This is a genomic window from Nonomuraea sp. PA05, assembly GCF_008086045.1.
Lineage (GTDB): Bacteria > Actinomycetota > Actinomycetes > Streptosporangiales > Streptosporangiaceae > Nonomuraea > Nonomuraea monospora.
Genome location: NZ_VSEY01000036.1, coordinates 1 through 18,067 on the forward strand (window position 1 = coordinate 1; position 18,067 = coordinate 18,067).

Sequence of the window (18,067 nt, forward strand, 5' to 3'; positions counted from 1 at the left end):
GAATGTGATCATCTTGGCGGCCATCGGCTGCTCCTGTTCCTGCTCTGGTTTCTGCTCTTGTCGGAAGGCCCTGCTGGGCCCTCGGGGGCGTGGCCGGGACGGCGCCCGCGACGGACGGCTCGCGCAGGACGGGCATGGCAGTCTGATCTGCGGAGCCTCGCCGTCTCCGGCGACGCCATGTGGTCGGCACTTCGGGTGGGAGGTGCCGGGCGTCGTCCCGTACTTTACCCACAATGTGCGTGGCACGCACAAGTTGCGTGGCGCGCATCATCGGGTAGGCTTCTCGCCATGAACGATGACGCCATGGATCTGCGGTCCCGTAACAAGCAGGCCACCCGGGAGGCGATCGGTCACGCCGCACTGCGGCTGGCCATCGAGCAGGGCCCCAACGGGCTGGCGCTCGTTCGCGTCCATGACATCGCCACTGCTGCGGGTGTTTCGCCGCGTACGTATAACAACTACTTCTCCAGCCGGGAGGAGGCGATCTGCGCTTTTCAGGCCGATCAGTCGCGGCGGGTGGGGAAGGCGCTGCGGGCCAGGCCCGCGGGGGAGGCGCTGGAGGAGGCGGTGATCGCGGCCGTGGTCGAGCTCTATACCGATCCTGAGCCGGATCGGGCCGGTCTTGCCATGATCATGTCGACGCCCGCGTTGGAGGGGGAGGCGCTCAAGGCGTTCAGCATGGCCGAGGAGCCGCTGGCGGAGGCCATCGCTGAGCGGACCGCTGGCGATCCTCGGACTGACCTGTTTCCTGCTGTGACGGCTGCGGCTGTTGCCGGGGCTATCCGGGTGGCGGGGCGCCACTGGTTGCAGCCTGGGGTCACCGGCTCTTTCGCTGGTGTTTTGCGTAGTGCGCTGTCGTGTGTCTTCGCTGCTGGGCGCGGGGGCGGGAGAAAGGAGTGAGGCGCGGGTGGCGGAGGAGTGAAACGCGGTGTGGACGGTGAAGTGAGGCGGAGGCTGCAGTGACGGGCGGCAACGGAGTGCGGCGAGGGGTGGATTCGGGACGGGTGACGGTGTGGGTGATGGCGTCAGTTACGCAGTAGGTGATGGTGTGAGTGGCGGAGCGGGTGATGGTGTGAGTGACGGAGCGGGTGACCGTGTGAGCGAGGGGGCCGCTGGGGGAGCATGCTGGGGACCTACGACGTGCTGACTCGCGGGAGGCGGCGCAGTGCAGACGGGTGCACGTTTCCGAGGCATTCAGATGAAGAAGCTGTCGCCCGCATGAGGATGCCGACATCCTGGCGAAGCCGCTGGCCTTTTCGCCGCAGAGCCTCCGACTACTGACGCTCGCTGCTCATCAGGCCGTCCCGCTGACCGGCATTTACATCGGCTGGCGCCCACGGCGGCACACGACACAACTCGACAATCTCAGCCTTGAACGTGCGGCGAGGACACGGCTTTTCCTTCCCGTGCTCTCCACCATGGATGTCATTCCGGGGACGAAACCGGATCAAGCCCACCGGGGCAACTCCAGTGGTGAGTCATTGCGCGGCGCAGTTTCGCACTGCGGCACGGTTCGGGGCAGTCTGCGTCGTCAGCGGGTGATCACATCTCCCACCCGGCCGAGTCCATCACCGGACGTACTTCCACGGTTCCGCCATGTCCGTCCGCTACGAGCGCCGCCAGTTCGACGGCCCGCTCCCGGCTTTCGCAGTCGAGCAGGTACTGCCCGGCCGCTTGCTGCGCGACCGGAAGGTACGGTCCGTCGTTCACCTCCACCACGCCATCCCTGACCTGTACGACGGTGCTGATGGACGGGTCGGAGAGAGCGTGGCCGGCGATGAGCTCGCCCGAGCGGCCGGCCACGGCCAGGATGCGTTCGTGATCGAGTGCGGTGGCGGCGCTCGCGTAGACGTTCAGCAGGAACTTCACCGAGCTCAGCCGTCGGCCGTGCCCGCGAAGACAACCGGGCGCACCTCGATGCCAAGGCCCTCGACGCCGGCGTCCGGGATGAGCGCGGCCAGTTCGAGGGCGCGCTCCCGGCTGTCGCACTCCACCAGGTAGTAGCCGCCGAGGAACTCCTTGGCCTCCAGATACGGCCCGTCCGTCACGACCGGGACGCCGCGACGGACCCGCACCACGGCGCTCTGCCCCGGATCGGCCAGGGCCGCGGTGCTGATCAGCTCTCCGGACTTGGTGACGGTTTCCATGAATCCGCCGTGGCCGCTCATCACCTCGTTGCGCTGCTCCTCGGTGAGCGCCTCCCAGACCTGGGGGTTCGTGTGCATGATCAACAGGAACTTCATGTCATCTCCTTCGATGGACGTTCGGTGCCCCCGTGGGGCCGTTCACCGTGGGGTCGGAGCCGGTTGCGGGTTTTTGCCGTGGCGGACGCAAGAATTCTTCCGCTGCTCCGACCTCCCTGCGGAGCGGGTGTTCCCGCTCGACGGTTACGAATGGAGCATACGAATGAGTCTTCCCCGCATCGGCGTGACCCTGCCGCAGGTCAGCCCGTACGCCGGCCCCGACGCCGTCGTCACCGTGGCGCAGGCGGCCGAACGGCTCGGCTATCACGCCGTGTCCGCCAGCGACCGGCTGCTGATCCCCGCCGGGCCGCACTGGAACAACGACGCGGGCCTGCCCGAGGACCACGTCTGGGAGTCGCTGGAGCTGCTGACCTGGGCGGCGGCGCACACCCGGCGCATCCGCGTGGTCACCGGCATCCTGAACACGATCTTCCAGCCGCCCGTCGTCCTGGCTCGCAGGCTGGCCACGCTCGACCGGCTCTCCAAGGGGCGGCTGGTCGTGGGCATCGGGCAGGGCGGTGGCACCCGGCTGCCGCCGTTCTACATTCCCGAGGAGTTCACCGCGGCTGGGGTGCCCGCCGGGCGCAGGGGTGCGGGGTTCGTTGAACATACGGCGGCGATGCGTGCCTGCTGGGCTCCTGACCCTGTGGAGTTTCACGGTGAGGACTACCGGATCCCGCTGGCCAAGGTGGGGCCGAAGCCTTGGCGGGGCAGCATTCCGCTGCTGTTCGGTGCGATCACGCGTACCACGATTGAGCGGGCTGCGCGTATCGGGGACGGGTTCATTACGACTGCGGTGAATTGGGATGACACTCGTACGCAGGTCGGGTGGTACCGGGACGCTAGCAGCGGGAGCGGGAGCGGGAGCGGGAGCGGGAACGGGAACGGAGGCGGCAGCGAGAGTCGGAGCGGAGGCGACAGCGGGAGCGGGAGCGGAAGCGGGAGTGGAAGCGGGAGTGGCAGCGGCGGAGGCAGTCGCAGCGGAAGCGGGAGCGGGAGCGGCGACGCCAGCGGAAGTGGGAGCGGGAGTGACTGGGGCAGGGGCACGGGCAGTGGCCGGGGCGGGGGTGGTGGCACGGTTGTGGTGAACATCATTCCGACTCCTCCCGGGGAGCCGGTCTCGCCCCAGGTCTTCGCCGGCGCCGTGCTGGGGCAACTCGATCGTGCGGTGGAGGTTGGTGCTGATGAGGTGCACATCGCGCTTCATCTCCTGCCGATGGACGCCGAGCAGCAGGTCGGGTTGATCGAGGAGTTGGCCGCTGAGCTGGGGCTGCCTGCGTCCGCGCCGGTTTCGTAGCCGGTTCTGGCGGCCCGCCTTGACCGGTCGTGCGGCGATCTGGAAGGCGGGTGGCGTTGATGGTCGCTCCGGTACGTGTAAGTGTGGCCTTCGGCGACGAAGGGCGGATCGATGAGATCGTTCACGGGGAAGACGGCCGTCGTCACGGGAGGCGGCGCCGGGATGGGCCGCGAACTGGTCGTGCAGCTGGCGGCTGAGGGCTGCTCGGTCGCCGCCTGCGACATCGACGAGGCGGCCCTGGCCATCACCGCTGAGCAGGCCGCCAAGGCCGCCAAGGCTGTGAACGGCGAAAACGCGCGGGCCGCCAGGATCGCGCCCGGAGGTGATGGGCGAGCCGTCGCGGCCGGGCCTGGCGGTGACGGGCAGGCCGTCAACAGCGCGCCCGAGGCACGAGCTGCCGAGAGCGCGTTCGAGGTGCGGGCTGCCGAGAGCGCGTCCGAGGCGCGGGCTGCCAAGAGCAGACCCGAGGCGGGAGGTGACAAGAGCGGGCCCGAGGTGGGGGCTGCCAAGAGCGGCCCCGAGGCGAGGGCTGACAAGAGCGGGCCCAGTGGTCAGGCGCGGGCCGTCAACGCCGCGCCCGGCGGTGAGGTTCGGATCACGACCCACCTGTGCGACGTGTCGGACGAAGCCCAGGTGGCGAGATTCCGCGACGAGGTGATCGAGCGACACGGCACCGACCACATCAACCTGCTGTTCAACAACGCCGGCGTAGGCGGCGGCAGCAGCTTCGTCACCAGTCCGCGAGCCGAATGGGAGCGCACGTTCGCCATCTGCTGGGGCGGCGTCTACAATTGCTCGCGCGCGTTCATGCCCCTCCTCATCGCCGCCGACGAGGCCTGCCTGATCAACACCAGCAGCGTCAACGGCTTCTGGGCGTGCGGCCCGAACATGCCGATGAGCGCCTACAGCGCCGCCAAGTTCGCGGTGAAGGGTTTCTCGGAGTCGCTGCTGGTGGACTTGCGGCTCAACGCCCCCCACGTGCGGGTCGCGCTGGTGATGCCCGGCCACGTCGGCACCGAGATTGTGATCAACTCGCGAAGGCTGCACGGTGGCGCGGAGCCAGACGACATGACCCCGGAGGAACTCGCGGACGCCCGGGGCCTCGCCGCCGCCGTCGCCGGGGTTCCCGCCGATGCGCTGAGCGACGAGGCGGTGCGGGCGGCGGTCAAGGCCATGGGGGAGGGCTTCCGCGACAACGCCCCGCTCTCCGCCGCCGAGGCCGCGACGATCATCCTCGACGGTGTGCGCGCGGGCACCTGGCGCATTCTGGTCGGTGACGACGCCCGCGCGCTGGACGAGGCGATGCGCGCCGACCCGCTGGACCTGTACGAGCCCGGCAGCCGGACGCTGGCCGAGATGTTCGCCAACATGCGCCCGCGCGGGGAGTGAGCGGGCTCGGGGCCAGCGGAAGGGCTGGTCACGCAGCCTCGCGACGCTCCCGCCGTCTCGTCCGGGTCAGCGGAGGGGCTGGTCGCGCAGCCTCGCGACGCTCCCGCCGTCTCGTCGGGGTCAGCGGAAGGGCCCGGTCACGCAGTACGTGATGCCGCCCGACGACGCCCCCGACGTCCCGCGCTGGGAGGAGAAGTACAGCCGGTCGCCGGCCGGGCTGAAGGCGGGCCCGGTGATCTCCGACCCGCTCTGCCCGCTGATCCGCAGGAACGGCGAGATCTTGTCGTCCGGCGTGATCAGGCAGATCTCCATGTTCCCGCCGTCCTCGGCCACGTAAAGGTCACCGGAGGCGGAGCCGGTGACGTTGTCGACCCCGGTGAGCGGCGGCGTGCCCGGGCTGACGAGGCTGTCGTCGTAGGCGAGCTCGTACCTGTTCGTGGTCGGATCGACCTGCCACACCCGGTTGTCGCCCTTGGTGGTGAACCAGACGGTGTCGTTCGCGTAGTGGCAGCCCTCGCCCCCGTTGAAGGACTTCGATCCCGATACCTGGCTGCGGGTGGCGGTCGGGGAGCCGTCCGGGTCGGGCACGTTCGCCCAGGTGAAGGAGCCGGAGGTGGCGGAGCCCGCGACCAGCACCTGTAGGGTGCCCGACGACAGGTCGCCCCAGGTGGTGGGAACGAACCGGTAGAACCGTCCGTCTGGCTCGTCCTCGGTCAGGTAGATCACCCGCCGCACCGGGTCGGCCGCGGCGGCCTCGTGCTTGAACCTGCCCATCGCGGGCCGCTGCACGGCGGCGCCGCCGAACGGGTACGTCTCGTAGACGAAGCCCCGGCTGACCTCCTCGCACGACAACCAGGTGTTCCAGGGCGTCTTGCCGCCCGCGCAATTCGTCCGGGTGCCCGACAGGATGCGGTAGGCCGAGGTGACGTCGCCGTCGGCGTCGAAGCGGAGCGCCGAGGCGCCGCCGCCCGGGTTGATCTCCGAGTTGGACACGTAGATCCAGCCGCTGCCGTCGGCGAAGCATGCGCCTCCGTCGGGCGCGTCGTGCCAGGTGTAGGACGTGCCGGTGACGGCCTGGCGGGACCGGGCAATCACTCGGCTGGTGAAGCCGGCGGGCAACCGGATGCCGTTGGCGTCGGCGGCCTGCAGCGCGCCGTACGGGCCGGGGGCGTTCTGGGCGGGCGCGGCCAGGGCCGCCCCCTGCCAGAGACTGCCGGAGAAGGCGATCGTGCCGGCGCCGAGCACCGAGGCGCGCAGGAAATGGCGGCGTTCCATCGACGAACCTCCTGAGTGGGGGTGCAGCCTCGCCGACAGTAAGTCGACCACATGGACACCGATCTGTCAGGAAAGTTAACGACAACGGTGTGTTGCGCCACATTCCGGGTGGATCGCGAACAAGACTATGATAATGGTTTTCATTACAAGCATGGAGGTTCGCGTGGCCACTCCTGTCGTCCTGGTCGCCGGTCCGTACGCCGACGCCCGCGCGGCCGTCGTACGGCGGCTGCTCGCGGATCACCCCGGAGCGGCGCTGATGAGCTCCGGCCCGCCCCCCGGCGCCGCCTTCCTGGTGATGGAGCTGCCGGACACCGCCGAGCCGCGCCCGTTCGCCGAGGCGCTCGCTGCCGAGGCCGGGCTCCGCCTGACCGGCGTGCTCACCGCGCTCGACGCCCGGCACATGCCCGTGGACATCCTGCGCGCCGACCGCCTGCCCGGCCGCGACGAACGGTACGTCGCCGAAGTGCTGGCCAGGCAGCTCGAGTACGCCACCCACCTGGTGCTGGACGGCGGCGACGCCGAGGACGGCGAACTGTCGCGGGCCGTGCTCGCCCACCTGGCGCCCGCCACCCCCGTCCACCACCTGCGCGACGGCCTGCCCCGCCTGACCGGCCGGACGGTGTGCCCCCGCGAGCTGGCCGACCGCGTCGAACCCGCCACCGCGCTGCTGCCCTGCGAGGCCAGGACCGGCGCGGTCACCACGGTCGTCTGGCACCGGCTGCGGCCCCTGCATCCCGGCCGTCTGTTCGAGGTCACCGAGGAACTGGCCGCCTGCTCCGTGCGGGGGCGCGGGCGCTTCTGGCTGGCCGGGCGGCACGACCGGCTGCTGGCCTGGGACTCGGTGGCCGGGCGGCTCGCCGTGCGCGACGCCGGGCCCTGGCTGGCCGCCATGCCGCCGTCGGCGTGGGACGCGTGCCGCCCGGCCCGCCGCGCCGTGGCCGCCCTCGACTGGAACCCGCTGACCGGCGACCGGGTGCAGCACCTCGTCTTCACGGGGCCCGACCTCGATCGCCGGCGCATCTGGGAGTTGCTCGACGGGTGTCTGCTCGGCCGGGCGGAGATGCTGGCCGGTTCGGACGTCTGGAGCGGCTACGAGGACCCGTTCTCTCTCGTTCTCGACGCGGACGCGATGCTGCCGTCGTAGGGGCGAGCGGCCCGGCGGCCCCGCCCCACGCTGCGCCGCCGGTCAGCGCCGTCGGTCAGTGCCGCCGGGTCGGTGCCGCCGGGTCGGTGCCGCCGGGTCAGCGCCGCCGGGCCGGGTGGTGCCGGGCCGGGCGGCGCGGGTTCACGGCTTTCCGGGGCGGGACGCGTACGGCAGCAGTGCCATCTCCCTGGCGTTCTTGATGGCGCGGGCGAGCTCCCGCTGCTGCCGCACACTCACCCCGGTGACCCGCCGGCTACGAATCTTCCCCCGATCGGAGATGAACCGGCGCAACAAGTTCGTGTCCTTGTAGTCGATCCGCTCCACCCCTGCCAGCGGATTCGGCTTCCTGCGTGGCGCGCGACGGCTCTTCATGCGATCTCCTCAAGGTCCAGCATCGGTGCGAACGGATCATCGAGCAGGGCCACGGGCCCGTCCTCGGGGGTGGTCAAACAGGAGTCCAGCAACGCCCGCAGCCGCTCGCCGTCCAGGTCGGGCCCGGTGAACACGAGATGCTGAACGCGATCACCGACCTCGCAATGCCAGTCCAGGGAAGCGGCCAGCCGCCGGGCGGGCGAGACGAGGTCCCACGCGGCCTCGGGCAGCGCGGCCAGCCACGGGCCCGCGTCCTCGACGGAGACGATCCCGGCGACCGCGTCCCAGGCCAGCAGCCGGCTGGGCCGGGTGGCCAGCCAGAAGCGGCCGCGCGAGCGTACGGACTCGGTGACCAGCTCGTCCACCGCCTCGAAGAGGCGGCCGGGGTGCAGGGGGCGGCGGCTGTGCCAGACCATGGTGGTGATCTCGTCGGTGCGGGCGTCGCCGGGAAGCTGCGCGGTGGCGGGCTCCACGCGTTCGGCCAGCTCGGACGTGCACAGCGCCGTCCCGGTGACGGCGGGCATGGCGGTGACGGGATGCACCGGCGTGAACGGGGCCAGGTGCGTGAGCACGGCGGCCGTCAGCTCCTGGTCCTCCTCGTCGCCGCCGTGCGGCACCAGGCCGGTGCCGTACTCGATCTGCCGGGTGAGCACCTCGGCCAGGAAGCGCTGGTCGCCGGCCGCGGCGGGTTTGCCGACCTCGATGAGGCGTTCGCCCCTGGTCAGGTCCTCGGGCATGGCGGCGGCGTCCACGGCGGTGAGGACGGCGGTGAGCCGCAGCAGGTCGTGCGCCTCGGGGCAGTCGACGGCCTCGGCGACGGAGCGGGGCTCGACGGAGTCCCACAGGTCGGCGATCAGCAGTGGCGCGGTGGGTGCGAGCGCGATGAGCCGGGGGAGCAGGTCCTCGCGCACCGTGCAGGTGACGCAGCCGTGCGCGAGCCGCACCTGCGCGCTCTCCCGCACGCCGCTCGCGTCGCGGACGGTGCGCGTGATCAGGCCGGTGGTGACCCGCCCGAGGTCGTGGTGGACGGCGAGCGAGCCGGGATGGCCGGCGAGCAGCCGCTCGACAGCGGCCGTGCGGGCCGCGCCGTGCAGGCCCGCGACGAGGACGACGGGGGTGGGCACCGGACCTCCAGTTGTCGAAATGAAAATCGTTGTCGTTATCATGGCACAGCTCCGCAACCCGAAAGGAACCGCTGTGGCCAGAAACGAGCTGCGGCCGCTGATCAAGCTCCGCTCGACAGCCGGCACCGGCTACACCTACGTGACCAGGAAGAACCGCCGTAACGACCCCGACAGGCTGACGCTGCGCAAGTACGACCCGATCGTGCGCAGGCACGTGACGTTCCGCGAAGAGCGATGACCCGTCCCGACGGAAGGAAATGATGTCCGCACACTGCCAGCTGACCGGCGCGGCGCCGGTCTTCGGCAACGCCGTCTCCCACTCCCACCGGCGCACCCGCCGCCGCTGGGACCCCAACATCCAGCGCCGCCGCTACTGGCTGCCGAGCGAGGGCCGGCACGTACGGCTGACGCTCAGCACCAGAGCCATCAAGATCATCGACAGGATCGGCATCGAGCAGGCCGTGGGGCGCATCCGCGCCAGGGGGGAGAGAGTCTGATGGCCAAGAAGAGCAAGATCGCCGCCAACGAGCGACGCAAGGCCGTGGTGCGCCGCCACGCCGAACGGCGGGCCGAGCTCAAGGAGATCATCCGCACCGGCGGCCCGCAGGAGAGGGCCGACGCCGTGCGGGAGCTGGCCCGCCAGCCCCGCGACGCCAGCCCCACACGGGTGCGCAACCGCGACTCCATCGACGGACGCCCCCGCGGTCACCTGTCGAAGTTCGGGCTCTCGCGGGTGCGCTTCCGCGAGATGGCCCACCGGGGCGAGTTGCCCGGCGTGACGAAGGCGAGCTGGTAGCGGTGGCCGTGCCCAAGCGGAAGACGTCCCGCTCGAACACGCGGCACCGCCGCAGCCAGTGGAAGGCCGCCGCGCCCGACCTCGTGCCCATCGTGGTGGACGGGCGGGAGCTGCTGGTGCCGCGGCCGCTCGTCAGGGCGTACCAGCGAGGCCTCATCACCCCCCGCTGACCGCCCCCACCGGCCGGCGCCGCACGGCGGCGCCGGCCTCCGACCTCACGGCCTGAGCGCTGACCTCACGGCCGGGCCTCCGACCTCACGGCCTGAGCGCTGACCTCACGGCCGGGCCGCTGACCTTACGGCCTGAGCGCCGACTTCGCTGCCTGAGCGCCGACCCTACGGCCCAAGCACTGGGCCTCACTGCCCGGCCGCCACCTTCAGCCCGGCGATGTCGATCTTCTGCATGCCCATCATGGCCTTCATGACCTGCTGCGCCGTGGCCGGGTCGGGGTGCTGCAGCAGCTCGTGCATTTGCTTGGGGATGATCTGCCAGGACAGGCCCCACCGGTCCTTCAGCCAGCCGCACTGCGACTCCTCGCCGCCCTCGGTGAGCTTGTCCCACAGCTCGTCCACCTCCTCCTGCGACTCGCAGTTCACGTACAGCGAGATCGCCTCGTTGAACTTGTACTGCGGACCGCCGTTCAGCGCCAGGAACCGCTGGCCCGCCGCCTCGAACTCCACCATGAACGCCGGCCCGGTGTCCCCCTGGCGCTGCACCGACACGATGCGGGAGTCGGGGAACAGGGAGGTGTAGAAGGTGGCGGCCTGCTCGGCCTGGTCGTCGAACCACAGGAACGTGGTGATCTTCTGCATGGCGGGTCCCTCCTCAGGGGTTGTCGTTCGTTCCGCACCAACGCGTCGTACGGGCGGGGCGCGGATCGACACGATCCAGGAAAGAAATTCTCAGCCGAGCACGGCGCCGATCGCCGTCATGATCGGAATGGACAACCCCGTGGTCAGCAGCACCGCCCCGCGAGCCAGCCGCCTCCCCGTGTCGTAGGTGACGGCGTACACATAAATGTTCTGCGCCGTGGGCAGCGCCGCGAACAACGTCGCCGCCAGCAGTTGCGTGCCCTCCAGGCCCAGCGCGAAGCGGGCGGTCACGTACGCGAGCGCGGGCTGCGCGAACGCCTTGAGCGTCACCGCCAGCGCGATGTCCTTGCCCACGCCGTTCTCCTCGGGCGCGGCCGGGGCGCGGCGCGAGCCGTACAGGCTGAGGCCGTACGCCAGCAGCGCCACCGGTACGGCCGCGCCGCCGAGCAGGTCGATCGGGCGCATGACCGTGACCGGCAGCGAGACGCCGCTGAGCGCGAGTGCCAGGCCGAGCAGTGAGGCGACGGTGAGCGGGTTGCGGAAGGGCAGCAGGAGTGCCGCGCGCGGGGAGCGGGAGCCCTTGTCGAGGATCAGGAACGAGACCGGGGTCAGGACGAGGAGCTGGAAGAGCAGGATGGGCGCGACGAGGGCGGCGTCGCCGAGCACGTACAGCGAGATCGGCACGCCGAGGTTGCCGGCGTTGACGTAGGAGGAGGCGAGCGCGCCGATCGTGGCCTGTCTCGTGGTGCGCCGCCAGGCGAGCTTGGCCACCAGCACGAACACGAGTTGCGTGACCGCCACCGCGATGATCTCGGTCAGCAGCACCGGAGAGAGCAGCGCGCCCAGGTCGGCGCGGGACACGGTGGCGAACATCAGCGCCGGGGTCGCCACGAAGAACGCCAGCCGCGACAGCACCAGCTCGTCGCTGGACTTGAGCAGGCCGATGACACCGATGACGTAGCCGAGCACGGCGACCGACACCAAGGCGGCGAACGCCGCGACTACCCCCGACAACCCATTCCCTCCCAAACTGGACGTTCAGGAGGGTATCTGAGGTATCCGGGCTGGTCCGAGCCCGGCTCACCGGCTTAGGACAACCGGAAGGGGGTAAGCCCGTCGTAAGGCGCTGACCTGCGGAAACTTCGTCATGTGCGGGCGCCGAGAGCACCACGGGGCAAATGGGGGGTTCCCGGTGACCATTGACGAACCGCGTACTGACGAGCCGTTGACACCGGTGGTGGCGCCGGTGAGGCCGTCGAGCAAGGGCCGCATCATCGTGCGCTGGCTGTCGAGCACGGACCACAAGGTCATCGGCTACATGTACCTGATCGCCTCGTTCGTGTTCTTCTCGCTGGGCGGCATCATGGCGCTGCTCATCCGGGCCGAGCTGATCCATCCCGGCATGCAACTGGTGACCAACGAGCAGTACAACCAGCTCTTCACCATGCACGGCACGATCATGATGCTGCTGTTCGCCACCCCGCTGTTCGCCGGGTTCGCCAACGTGATCATGCCGCTGCAGATCGGCTCGCCGGACGTGGCCTTCCCCCGGCTGAACGCGGTGAGCTTCTGGCTGTTCCTGTTCGGCGGCCTCATCGCGGTCAGCGGCTTCCTGAGCCCCTCCGGAGCGGCCAGCTTCGGCTGGTTCGCCTACACGCCGCTCTCGGACGCGACCTTCTCGCCCGGCGTCGGGGGAGACCTGTGGGTCATGGGGCTGAGCCTGGCCGGCGTCGGCACGATCCTCGGCGCCGTCAACTTCATCACCACCATCATCTGCATGCGCGCCCCCGGAATGACCATGTTCCGCATGTCCATCTTCACCTGGAACGTGCTGCTGACCAGCATGCTCGTGCTGATGGCGTTCCCCGTGCTGGCCGCCGCGCTGCTCGCGCTGGAGGCCGACCGCAAGGTGAACACCCAGTTCTTCCACCCCGAGAACGGCGGGGCGATGCTCTGGCAGCACCTGTTCTGGTTCTTCGGCCACCCCGAGGTGTACATCATCGCGCTGCCGTTCTTCGGCATCATCACCGAGGTGCTGCCCGTCTTCAGCCGCAAGCCGATCTTCGGCTACATCGGCCTGGTCGGCGCCACCATCGCCATCGCCGGGCTGTCGATGACCGTCTGGGCGCACCACATGTTCCCCACCGGGCAGGTGCTGCTGCCGTTCTTCTCCTTCTTCACCTTCCTCATCGCCGTGCCGACCGGCGTGAAGTTCTTCAACTGGACCGGCACCATGTGGCGGGGCCATCTCAGCTTCGAGACGCCCATGCTGTTCGCCGTCGGCTTCCTCATCACGTTCCTGCTCGGCGGCCTGACCGGCGTCATCCTCGGCTCGCCGCCGCTGGACTTCCACATCACCGACAGCTACTTCGTCGTGGCCCACTTCCACTATGTGGTGTTCGGCACCGTGGTGTTCGCCATGTTCGCCGGGTTCTACTTCTGGTGGCCCAAGATGACGGGGCGCATGCTGCACGAAGGCATCGGCAAGCTGCACTTCTGGATGCTGTTCATCGGCTTCCACCTCACGTTCCTGGTGCAGCACTGGCTCGGCGTGGCCGGCATGCCGCGCCGGTACGCCGACTACGGCGCCGGCGACGGCTTCACCGACCTGCACCTGATCTCCTCCATCGGCGCGTTCCTGCTGGGCGCCTCGACGCTGCCGTTCCTCTACAACGTCTGGTACACCGCGCGCACGGCCAAGCGGGTCGTCGTGGACGACCCCTGGGGGTTCGGCAACTCGCTGGAGTGGGCCACCTCCTGCCCGCCGCCCCGGCACAACTTCACCAGCATGCCCCGCATCCGCTCCGAACGCCCCGCCTTCGACCTGCACTATCCGCATGTCGGCGGCCGTGCGGCGGAGTGAGGGCGTGGACGGCGTGGACGGGGTGGACGGACTGTCGCCGCGGGAGCGGCTCGTCCTGGCGGAGATCGAGCTCGAGCTGCGGCACAGCGGGGAACGGCTGGCCAGCCGGCTCAACGAGTTCAACGAACGCGCGGCGGAGGGCGGCCCGCGCCGCTTCGGCGATCACGTCAGCCGCGGCGAGGTGGCCGTGGTGGCGGCCATGGTGCTGATCCTGACGGGGATACTGACGCTGGTGATCGTCACCTGCGGCAAGTGACGCCGTCCTCACGTACGACGTGCGGCAGGCCGTACACTGTTCGGGCCAACCGTGCGGGAGGAGACGAACAGTGGCCGACGGTCAGCCGCTGCCCTCGGTGTGGGCGCGCCCCCGGCGCGAGCGCCGCGAGCAGCCGTCACTCAGCCGCGAGCAGATCGTCGCCGCGGCGCTGCGGCTGCTCGACGAGGACGGCCTCGACGCGCTCAGCATGCGCAAGCTGGGCTCCGTGCTGAACGCGGGCGCCACCTCCATGTACACCCACGTGACCAACAAGGACGAGCTGATCGAGCTGGTCGTGGACGAGGTGTACGGCGAGGTCGAGGTGCCGCCGGGAGACTGGCGTGAGGCACTGGCCGGCTGCGCCCGCAGCATGCGCGCCACGCTGCTGCGCCATCCGTGGATCGTGTCCGTGCTCGGCGAGGCGGGCGTGGCCTACCTGGGGCCGAACGTGTTGCGGCTGTCCGAACGGATGCTCGCCGTGCTGGAGGAGGGCGGGTTCGCCCTGGAGGCGGCCGATCGGGCGGTGAACACCGTGGTGGCGTACGTGATCGGCGCCGCCACCAGCGAGGCCGCGTGGCTGACGACGCTGGCCCGCAGCGGCAGGAGCGAGCAGGAGTGGGCCGAGGCGCTGTGGCCCGCCGCCGAGGCCGCCGTCCGCGACCACCCCCGGCTGCGCGGCCTGTACGCCGGGCAGCGCGGGCAGGACCGGGGGCGGACGCGCGCGGAGGAGTTCGAGGACGGGCTGGCGTGCGTGCTGGACGGCGTGGCGAGCCGGCTCAAGTGACCCGCAGCGCCTCGAGTCCAGCGACCCCATGACGCCGCCGACGACCCGGTCACGCCTCCAGTGAGGTGGCCGTGGGCTGAGCGGTGAACGACACCCGCCGGTACCACTCGTTGCCCAGCAGTTGCGCCCGCGCCCGTTCCGGCAGCGACGTCAGCAGCGTCATCGACGCGCCCCGCTCCACCTCCGACTCGTGCGCGTGCATGGCCGCCCACTTCCGCTCCGCCCACGCCGCCACGTCCAGGTGGACGGCGATCTCCCCGTCCGGCACGCCGAGCATCGTCTGCCCCGGCTCGGGCGGCGCCCCGAACACCTCCTCCCACCCCGCCACGACCACCGAGCGCGGAAACGTGGCCAGGTAGACGGCCCGTGGCCGCCACGGATCGCCCGCCCCGGGATAGAGCTGGTCGTATCCGGCCGCCTCGGCCGCCGCCAGCGTGACCCGGTGGGCGTGCACGTGATCCGGATGGCCGTAACCGCCGTAGCCGTCGTAGGTGAGCACCACGTCCGGCCTGACCTGCCTGATGTGCTCGACCAGCCGTCCCACCGACTCCTCCAGCGGCACGTCCACGAAGCGCGGCGCGCCCGGCGCCGAGTCTGGCTTGCCCGCGTCGGCGTACCCGAGCAGCCGCGGCCCGCCCGCGCCGAGGATCTCCAGCGAGCGCTCCAGCTCCCCGGCGCGGCCGGTGCCCGCCGCCCAGGTGCAGGTCACCACGGCCGTCCTGGCTCCGGCGTCGGCGTACCTGGCCAGGGTGCCGCCCGTCCAGATCGCCTCGTCGTCGGGGTGCGCGTGCACGCACAGCAGTCCGAGATCCACTCGATCATGCTAGTGGCCTGCCCTATCGTGGATCGCCCCATCCACGACAGGAGCCACATGTCCACGCCCCGGCTGCGCAGGGCGGCGCGCGCCGTCATCCTCGACCAGGACGACCGGGTGCTGCTGTGCAGGATCGACCTGACCGCCGAGGACGGCCCGGTCGTGTGGGCCATGCCGGGCGGCGGGGTGGAGCCCGGCGAGACGAGCCTGCGGGCGCTGGCCCGCGAGCTGGAGGAGGAGATCGGGCTGCGCCTGGACGGCGAGCGGCCGCCGCACGTCTGGCACCAGAGCGTGACCGGCCCGTACGCGCCCGGCTACGACGGCGTGGTCAACGACTACTACCTCCTGCGGCGGCCCGGCTTCGTGCCCCGGGGGGCCATGAGCGACGAGGAGCTGGCGGCCGAGCACATCACCGGGTGGCGGTGGTGGAGCGTGGCGGAGATCGCCGCGGGCCACGGCGACGACCTCTTCTCGCCCCGCGACCTGGCGGGTGTCCTGGGCGCGCTGCTGGCTGACGGCGTGCCCGCCGCGCCGATCCGCATGGGGATATGAGCCGCGGCCTCGGACGCGCGGCTCCCGGCGCGCGGCCCTTGAACGTGCGGCCGGGGTCCGCGTGGGGTCATGACGTGCGGCCCTTGAACGTGCGGCGCAGGTCAGCCACCCACTCCCCGGGGATCTCCCACGGGATGAAGTGCCCGCCATGGTCATGGCAGGTGATGTTCACATGGTTGTACCAGGCGGCCCTGTCACCGCCGAGGAAGCCGCGGACGCGCTCCTCGCCCGTCGTCACGCCGGGCGGGTTCTCGTAGCCGACGAACGTGATCCCGGTGGGCGCCTCGACGACCGGCCACCGGTCGTGCGACGGCGTCCACGGGTAACGGTTGTTGTTGGCGTAGGTACGGATCGAGGTGTCGATCCCGCCGCCGGCCCAGTAGATGGTGGCGTGCGTGAGCAGGTCGTCCTTGCTGAACACGCGCTCCACGTCGCCGCCGTTGTCCGACCACTTCGCCCACCGCTCCAGCAGCCACGCCAGCATGCCGGAGGGGGAGTCGGACAGGCCGAAGCCGAGCGTGCTGGGGGCCAGCATGTGCGCGGCCAGGTGCACCGCGAAGCGCCGGTCCAGCTCGACGAACCGGTCGTGCACGTCGGCGGGCAGGCCGGGCGGGATGGGCGCGCCGCCGCTGAGGTCCCACGCCCTGTCGCCGTTGAACATGGTGAGCTTCTGCGCCGAGCCGATGTGCGTCGCGTACAGCTCGCCGGCGTACTTGTGCCCGAGCTGCCCGGTGATCAGCGCGCCGACGTCGCAGCCCGCCGCGGCGTACTTGTCGTGGCCGAGCACGCCGGTCATCAGCTCGTGCCAGACGTCGGCCATCTTCCAGAAGTTCATGTCCGGGCGCTGCGTCAGCGGCGTGGAGAAGCCGAAGCCCGGCAGCGACGGCACGATCACGTCGAACGACTCGGCCGGGTCGCCCCCGTGCGCGGCCGGGTCGGCGAGCGGGTCGACGACCTTGGACCAGTGCCAGAACGTCCACGGCCAGCCGTGGCTCAGGATCAGCGGCACCGGGTCGGGGCCGGCGCCCGGCCTGCGCATGAAGTGCAGGGGCACGCCGCCGACGTCCACGCGGTAGTGCTCGTAGCGGTTGATCGCCCGCTCGGCGGCCCGCCAGTCGTAGCCGTCCGCCCAGTACGCGACCAGCTCCTCCAGGTACGCCCGCCGCACCCCGTAACGACCGTCCTCGTTTCCGGCGTCCAGCGGCCATCGGGTCGCCTTCAGCCTGCGGCGCAGATCGTCCAGGGTCTCGTCCGGCACGTGCAGCGGCACCGGCTCCAGCGGGAACGGCCGATCGGGCATCGTCAATCCTCTAGACCTTCGAGGCGCGCGGCGATCTCCGTCATCCGGGCCAGGACCCGCGCGTAACCGTCGAGCTCCGCCTGCTCCCGCGCGTCGAGGTGCTCGACCACGCGCGCCAGCCGCGCGATCCTGTCGGCGCGCCGCGACTGGACGACCTGCTCGCCCTCGGAGGTGAGGGACAGCAGCACGGCCCGGCCGTCGCGGGGGTCGGGGCTGCGCGCGACCAGGCCGTCGCGCTCCAGCTTGGTGACCAGGCTGGTCAGCGCGGGCTGCTTGAGCTGCTCCGTCGCGGTCAGCTCGGTCAGCCGCATCGGCCCCTTGCGGGACAGGGTGTGCAGCACGGACAGGCTTGAGAAGCTCAGCCTCCTGACCGCGGGGAGCCGGATGAAGTACGTGTTGAAGTCCTCGATCGCGCGGGCCAGCGCGTCGAGGCCGGGCTCCCCGCCGGGTGAAGAAGGCACGTGCGCAGTTATATCAAACTTCGATATAACTGCGCACCGCGGTCAGTTGACGCAGTCCTGCTTGTCGAGCCCGAAGGCCAGCTCCCTGACCTTGCCGCCCTTGGTGTAGAGGAAGGCGTAGTAGGCCTTCGCGTTGCCGGGCACCGCGACGTACGAGATGCCGGCGGGCGAGACGCGCAGCCCCGGGTAGGCCTTCCTGACCTGCTTGGCGGAGGAGCCGAGGCCGATCCCCTGCGGCGTCCTCATGCCCTTCTGCGCCAGGATCACGGCCACCCCGACCCGCTTGGAGATGTACAGGCCCACGCGGCCCTTCCCCGCCGGGTGCGCCTTGAGGTTCCAGCCGGAGCACGGGCTCGCGCCGGACCCCATCCTGAAGACGATCTTCCCGGTGGCCTTCGCCTTGGTGGCGCTCATGCCGAGCTTCACCGCGCCGTAGCCGTACGGGCCGAGGGCGGGCTTCTTCGCGGTCGTGGCGGCGAGCGCGGGCGCGGCGGAACCGGCCACCAGCGCCCCACCGGCCAGCAGGGCGACGAGCAGCTTCTTCATGATTTCCTCCCCGTTGTCATGGCATATGAGGATTCG

The 18,067-nt window shown here is 70.7% G+C and carries 23 protein-coding genes; 12 read left to right on the forward strand and 11 right to left on the reverse strand.

The window, feature by feature from the left end:
• Positions 1 to 288 precede the first annotated feature (288 nt).
• Positions 289 to 900 (forward strand): TetR/AcrR family transcriptional regulator, encoded by a 612-nt coding sequence (locus tag FXF51_RS42810; protein WP_148440518.1) that lies wholly within the window; start codon positions 289 to 291, stop codon positions 898 to 900.
• Positions 901 to 1,542: 642 nt separating this feature from the next.
• On the opposite strand, the gene FXF51_RS42815 is transcribed toward FXF51_RS42810, so the two are convergent.
• Both FXF51_RS42815 and FXF51_RS42820 read right to left on the reverse strand, forming a co-directional pair.
• On the reverse strand, positions 1,543 to 1,869 hold the full coding sequence (locus FXF51_RS42815) for a YciI family protein (RefSeq protein ID WP_187414892.1): 327 nt from the start codon (positions 1,867 to 1,869) through the stop codon (positions 1,543 to 1,545).
• A gap of 5 nt (positions 1,870 to 1,874) precedes the next feature.
• Positions 1,875 to 2,243 carry a YciI family protein gene (locus FXF51_RS42820; protein WP_148440520.1) on the reverse strand — a complete coding sequence of 123 codons (369 nt, stop codon included), beginning with the start codon at positions 2,241 to 2,243 and terminating at the stop codon, positions 1,875 to 1,877.
• A gap of 163 nt (positions 2,244 to 2,406) precedes the next feature.
• Here FXF51_RS42820 and FXF51_RS63105 point away from each other — a divergent pair, with 163 nt between their 5' ends.
• Together FXF51_RS63105 and FXF51_RS42830 are read left to right on the forward strand one after the other, a co-directional pair.
• Complete coding sequence (locus tag FXF51_RS63105) at positions 2,407 to 3,540, forward strand: LLM class flavin-dependent oxidoreductase (RefSeq protein ID WP_148440521.1); 1,134 nt, start codon at positions 2,407 to 2,409, stop codon at positions 3,538 to 3,540.
• A 111-nt stretch (positions 3,541 to 3,651) separates the two neighbouring features.
• Positions 3,652 to 4,929 carry an SDR family NAD(P)-dependent oxidoreductase gene (locus tag FXF51_RS42830; protein ID WP_222871714.1) on the forward strand — a complete coding sequence of 426 codons (1,278 nt, stop codon included), beginning with the start codon at positions 3,652 to 3,654 and terminating at the stop codon, positions 4,927 to 4,929.
• 120 nt (positions 4,930 to 5,049) lie between these two features.
• Here the strand turns inward: FXF51_RS42830 and FXF51_RS42835 are convergent, their stop codons facing one another.
• Positions 5,050 to 6,204: an alkaline phosphatase PhoX gene (locus tag FXF51_RS42835; RefSeq protein ID WP_148440522.1), complete on the reverse strand. Its 1,155-nt coding sequence runs from the start codon at positions 6,202 to 6,204 to the stop codon at positions 5,050 to 5,052.
• Between the two features lie 163 nt (positions 6,205 to 6,367).
• Here FXF51_RS42835 and FXF51_RS42840 point away from each other — a divergent pair, with 163 nt between their 5' ends.
• Positions 6,368 to 7,351: a GTP-binding protein gene (locus FXF51_RS42840; protein WP_187414893.1), complete on the forward strand. Its 984-nt coding sequence runs from the start codon at positions 6,368 to 6,370 to the stop codon at positions 7,349 to 7,351.
• 141 nt (positions 7,352 to 7,492) lie between these two features.
• On the opposite strand, the gene rpsR is transcribed toward FXF51_RS42840, so the two are convergent.
• Positions 7,493 to 7,723, reverse strand: coding sequence for a 30S ribosomal protein S18 (gene rpsR / locus FXF51_RS42845; protein WP_148440524.1), 231 nt, complete (start codon positions 7,721 to 7,723; stop codon positions 7,493 to 7,495).
• On the reverse strand, positions 7,720 to 8,847 hold the full coding sequence (locus tag FXF51_RS42850) for a CobW family GTP-binding protein (protein ID WP_148440525.1): 1,128 nt from the start codon (positions 8,845 to 8,847) through the stop codon (positions 7,720 to 7,722). Before FXF51_RS42850 ends, rpsR begins: the two co-directional genes overlap by 4 nt.
• Positions 8,848 to 8,920: 73 nt before the next feature.
• On the opposite strand from FXF51_RS42850, the gene rpmG reads away from it, so the two are divergent.
• From rpmG to rpmF, 4 genes are read left to right on the forward strand one after another with little or no spacing between them, the layout of a single operon-like run.
• On the forward strand, positions 8,921 to 9,085 hold the full coding sequence (gene rpmG / locus FXF51_RS42855) for a 50S ribosomal protein L33 (protein WP_148440526.1): 165 nt from the start codon (positions 8,921 to 8,923) through the stop codon (positions 9,083 to 9,085).
• 22 nt (positions 9,086 to 9,107) lie between these two features.
• The gene (rpmB, locus tag FXF51_RS42860) at positions 9,108 to 9,344 is read left to right on the forward strand and encodes a 50S ribosomal protein L28 (protein WP_148440639.1); all 237 of its coding nucleotides are present in this window, start codon (positions 9,108 to 9,110) and stop codon (positions 9,342 to 9,344) included.
• Positions 9,344 to 9,643, forward strand: a complete 300-nt coding sequence (rpsN, locus tag FXF51_RS42865; protein ID WP_148440527.1) for a 30S ribosomal protein S14 — start codon at positions 9,344 to 9,346, stop codon at positions 9,641 to 9,643. Before rpmB ends, rpsN begins: the two co-directional genes overlap by 1 nt.
• Before the next feature lie 2 nt (positions 9,644 to 9,645).
• Entirely contained in the window at positions 9,646 to 9,813 is a 168-nt protein-coding gene (gene rpmF / locus FXF51_RS42870; protein ID WP_148440528.1) for a 50S ribosomal protein L32, read from the forward strand.
• A gap of 186 nt (positions 9,814 to 9,999) precedes the next feature.
• On the opposite strand, the gene FXF51_RS42875 is transcribed toward rpmF, so the two are convergent.
• On the reverse strand, positions 10,000 to 10,455 hold the full coding sequence (locus FXF51_RS42875; protein ID WP_148440529.1) for a VOC family protein: 456 nt from the start codon (positions 10,453 to 10,455) through the stop codon (positions 10,000 to 10,002).
• 90 nt (positions 10,456 to 10,545) lie between these two features.
• Positions 10,546 to 11,469, reverse strand: coding sequence for an AEC family transporter (locus tag FXF51_RS42880; protein WP_148440530.1), 924 nt, complete (start codon positions 11,467 to 11,469; stop codon positions 10,546 to 10,548).
• Positions 11,470 to 11,689: 220 nt separating this feature from the next.
• Here FXF51_RS42880 and ctaD point away from each other — a divergent pair, with 220 nt between their 5' ends.
• From ctaD to FXF51_RS42895, 3 genes are all read left to right on the forward strand, one after another.
• Entirely contained in the window at positions 11,690 to 13,318 is a 1,629-nt protein-coding gene (ctaD, locus tag FXF51_RS42885) for a cytochrome c oxidase subunit I (RefSeq protein WP_262380218.1), read from the forward strand.
• The gene (locus FXF51_RS42890; RefSeq protein WP_148440532.1) at positions 13,293 to 13,574 is read left to right on the forward strand and encodes a DUF3040 domain-containing protein; all 282 of its coding nucleotides are present in this window, start codon (positions 13,293 to 13,295) and stop codon (positions 13,572 to 13,574) included. The genes ctaD and FXF51_RS42890 overlap by 26 nt, the downstream gene beginning before the upstream one ends.
• A gap of 70 nt (positions 13,575 to 13,644) precedes the next feature.
• Complete coding sequence (locus FXF51_RS42895; protein ID WP_148440533.1) at positions 13,645 to 14,358, forward strand: TetR/AcrR family transcriptional regulator; 714 nt, start codon at positions 13,645 to 13,647, stop codon at positions 14,356 to 14,358.
• 49 nt (positions 14,359 to 14,407) lie between these two features.
• Here the strand turns inward: FXF51_RS42895 and FXF51_RS42900 are convergent, their stop codons facing one another.
• Complete coding sequence (locus tag FXF51_RS42900; protein WP_222871715.1) at positions 14,408 to 15,172, reverse strand: PIG-L family deacetylase; 765 nt, start codon at positions 15,170 to 15,172, stop codon at positions 14,408 to 14,410.
• A gap of 57 nt (positions 15,173 to 15,229) precedes the next feature.
• Between FXF51_RS42900 and FXF51_RS42905 the strand changes: the two genes are divergently transcribed.
• On the forward strand, positions 15,230 to 15,724 hold the full coding sequence (locus tag FXF51_RS42905) for an NUDIX hydrolase (protein ID WP_148440534.1): 495 nt from the start codon (positions 15,230 to 15,232) through the stop codon (positions 15,722 to 15,724).
• 67 nt (positions 15,725 to 15,791) lie between these two features.
• Here the strand turns inward: FXF51_RS42905 and FXF51_RS42910 are convergent, their stop codons facing one another.
• The 3 genes from FXF51_RS42910 to FXF51_RS42920 are packed head-to-tail and all read right to left on the reverse strand — an operon-like array spanning position 15,792 to position 18,031.
• On the reverse strand, positions 15,792 to 17,024 hold the full coding sequence (locus FXF51_RS42910; protein ID WP_148440535.1) for an epoxide hydrolase family protein: 1,233 nt from the start codon (positions 17,022 to 17,024) through the stop codon (positions 15,792 to 15,794).
• Positions 17,025 to 17,026: 2 nt separating this feature from the next.
• Entirely contained in the window at positions 17,027 to 17,485 is a 459-nt protein-coding gene (locus FXF51_RS42915; RefSeq protein WP_148440536.1) for a MarR family winged helix-turn-helix transcriptional regulator, read from the reverse strand.
• A gap of 42 nt (positions 17,486 to 17,527) precedes the next feature.
• Complete coding sequence (locus FXF51_RS42920; RefSeq protein WP_148440537.1) at positions 17,528 to 18,031, reverse strand: hypothetical protein; 504 nt, start codon at positions 18,029 to 18,031, stop codon at positions 17,528 to 17,530.
• Between the last annotated feature and the right edge of the window lie 36 nt (positions 18,032 to 18,067).

Bases quoted from the DNA above. Each gene is read 5' to 3' on its own strand.
- FXF51_RS42810 (WP_148440518.1), top strand. From the start codon at position 289: ATGAACGATGACGCCATGGATCTGCGGTCCCGTAACAAGCAGGCCACC.
- FXF51_RS42820 (WP_148440520.1), bottom strand. From the start codon at position 2,243: ATGAAGTTCCTGTTGATCATGCACACGAACCCCCAGGTCTGGGAGGCG.
- FXF51_RS63105 (WP_148440521.1), top strand. From the start codon at position 2,407: ATGAGTCTTCCCCGCATCGGCGTGACCCTGCCGCAGGTCAGCCCGTAC.
- FXF51_RS42830 (WP_222871714.1), top strand. From the start codon at position 3,652: ATGAGATCGTTCACGGGGAAGACGGCCGTCGTCACGGGAGGCGGCGCC.
- FXF51_RS42835 (WP_148440522.1), bottom strand. From the start codon at position 6,204: ATGGAACGCCGCCATTTCCTGCGCGCCTCGGTGCTCGGCGCCGGCACG.
- rpsR (WP_148440524.1), bottom strand. From the start codon at position 7,723: ATGAAGAGCCGTCGCGCGCCACGCAGGAAGCCGAATCCGCTGGCAGGG.
- rpmB (WP_148440639.1), top strand. From the start codon at position 9,108: ATGTCCGCACACTGCCAGCTGACCGGCGCGGCGCCGGTCTTCGGCAAC.
- rpsN (WP_148440527.1), top strand. From the start codon at position 9,344: ATGGCCAAGAAGAGCAAGATCGCCGCCAACGAGCGACGCAAGGCCGTG.
- FXF51_RS42875 (WP_148440529.1), bottom strand. From the start codon at position 10,455: ATGCAGAAGATCACCACGTTCCTGTGGTTCGACGACCAGGCCGAGCAG.
- FXF51_RS42890 (WP_148440532.1), top strand. From the start codon at position 13,293: ATGTCGGCGGCCGTGCGGCGGAGTGAGGGCGTGGACGGCGTGGACGGG.
- FXF51_RS42905 (WP_148440534.1), top strand. From the start codon at position 15,230: ATGTCCACGCCCCGGCTGCGCAGGGCGGCGCGCGCCGTCATCCTCGAC.
- FXF51_RS42910 (WP_148440535.1), bottom strand. From the start codon at position 17,024: ATGCCCGATCGGCCGTTCCCGCTGGAGCCGGTGCCGCTGCACGTGCCG.
- FXF51_RS42920 (WP_148440537.1), bottom strand. From the start codon at position 18,031: ATGAAGAAGCTGCTCGTCGCCCTGCTGGCCGGTGGGGCGCTGGTGGCC.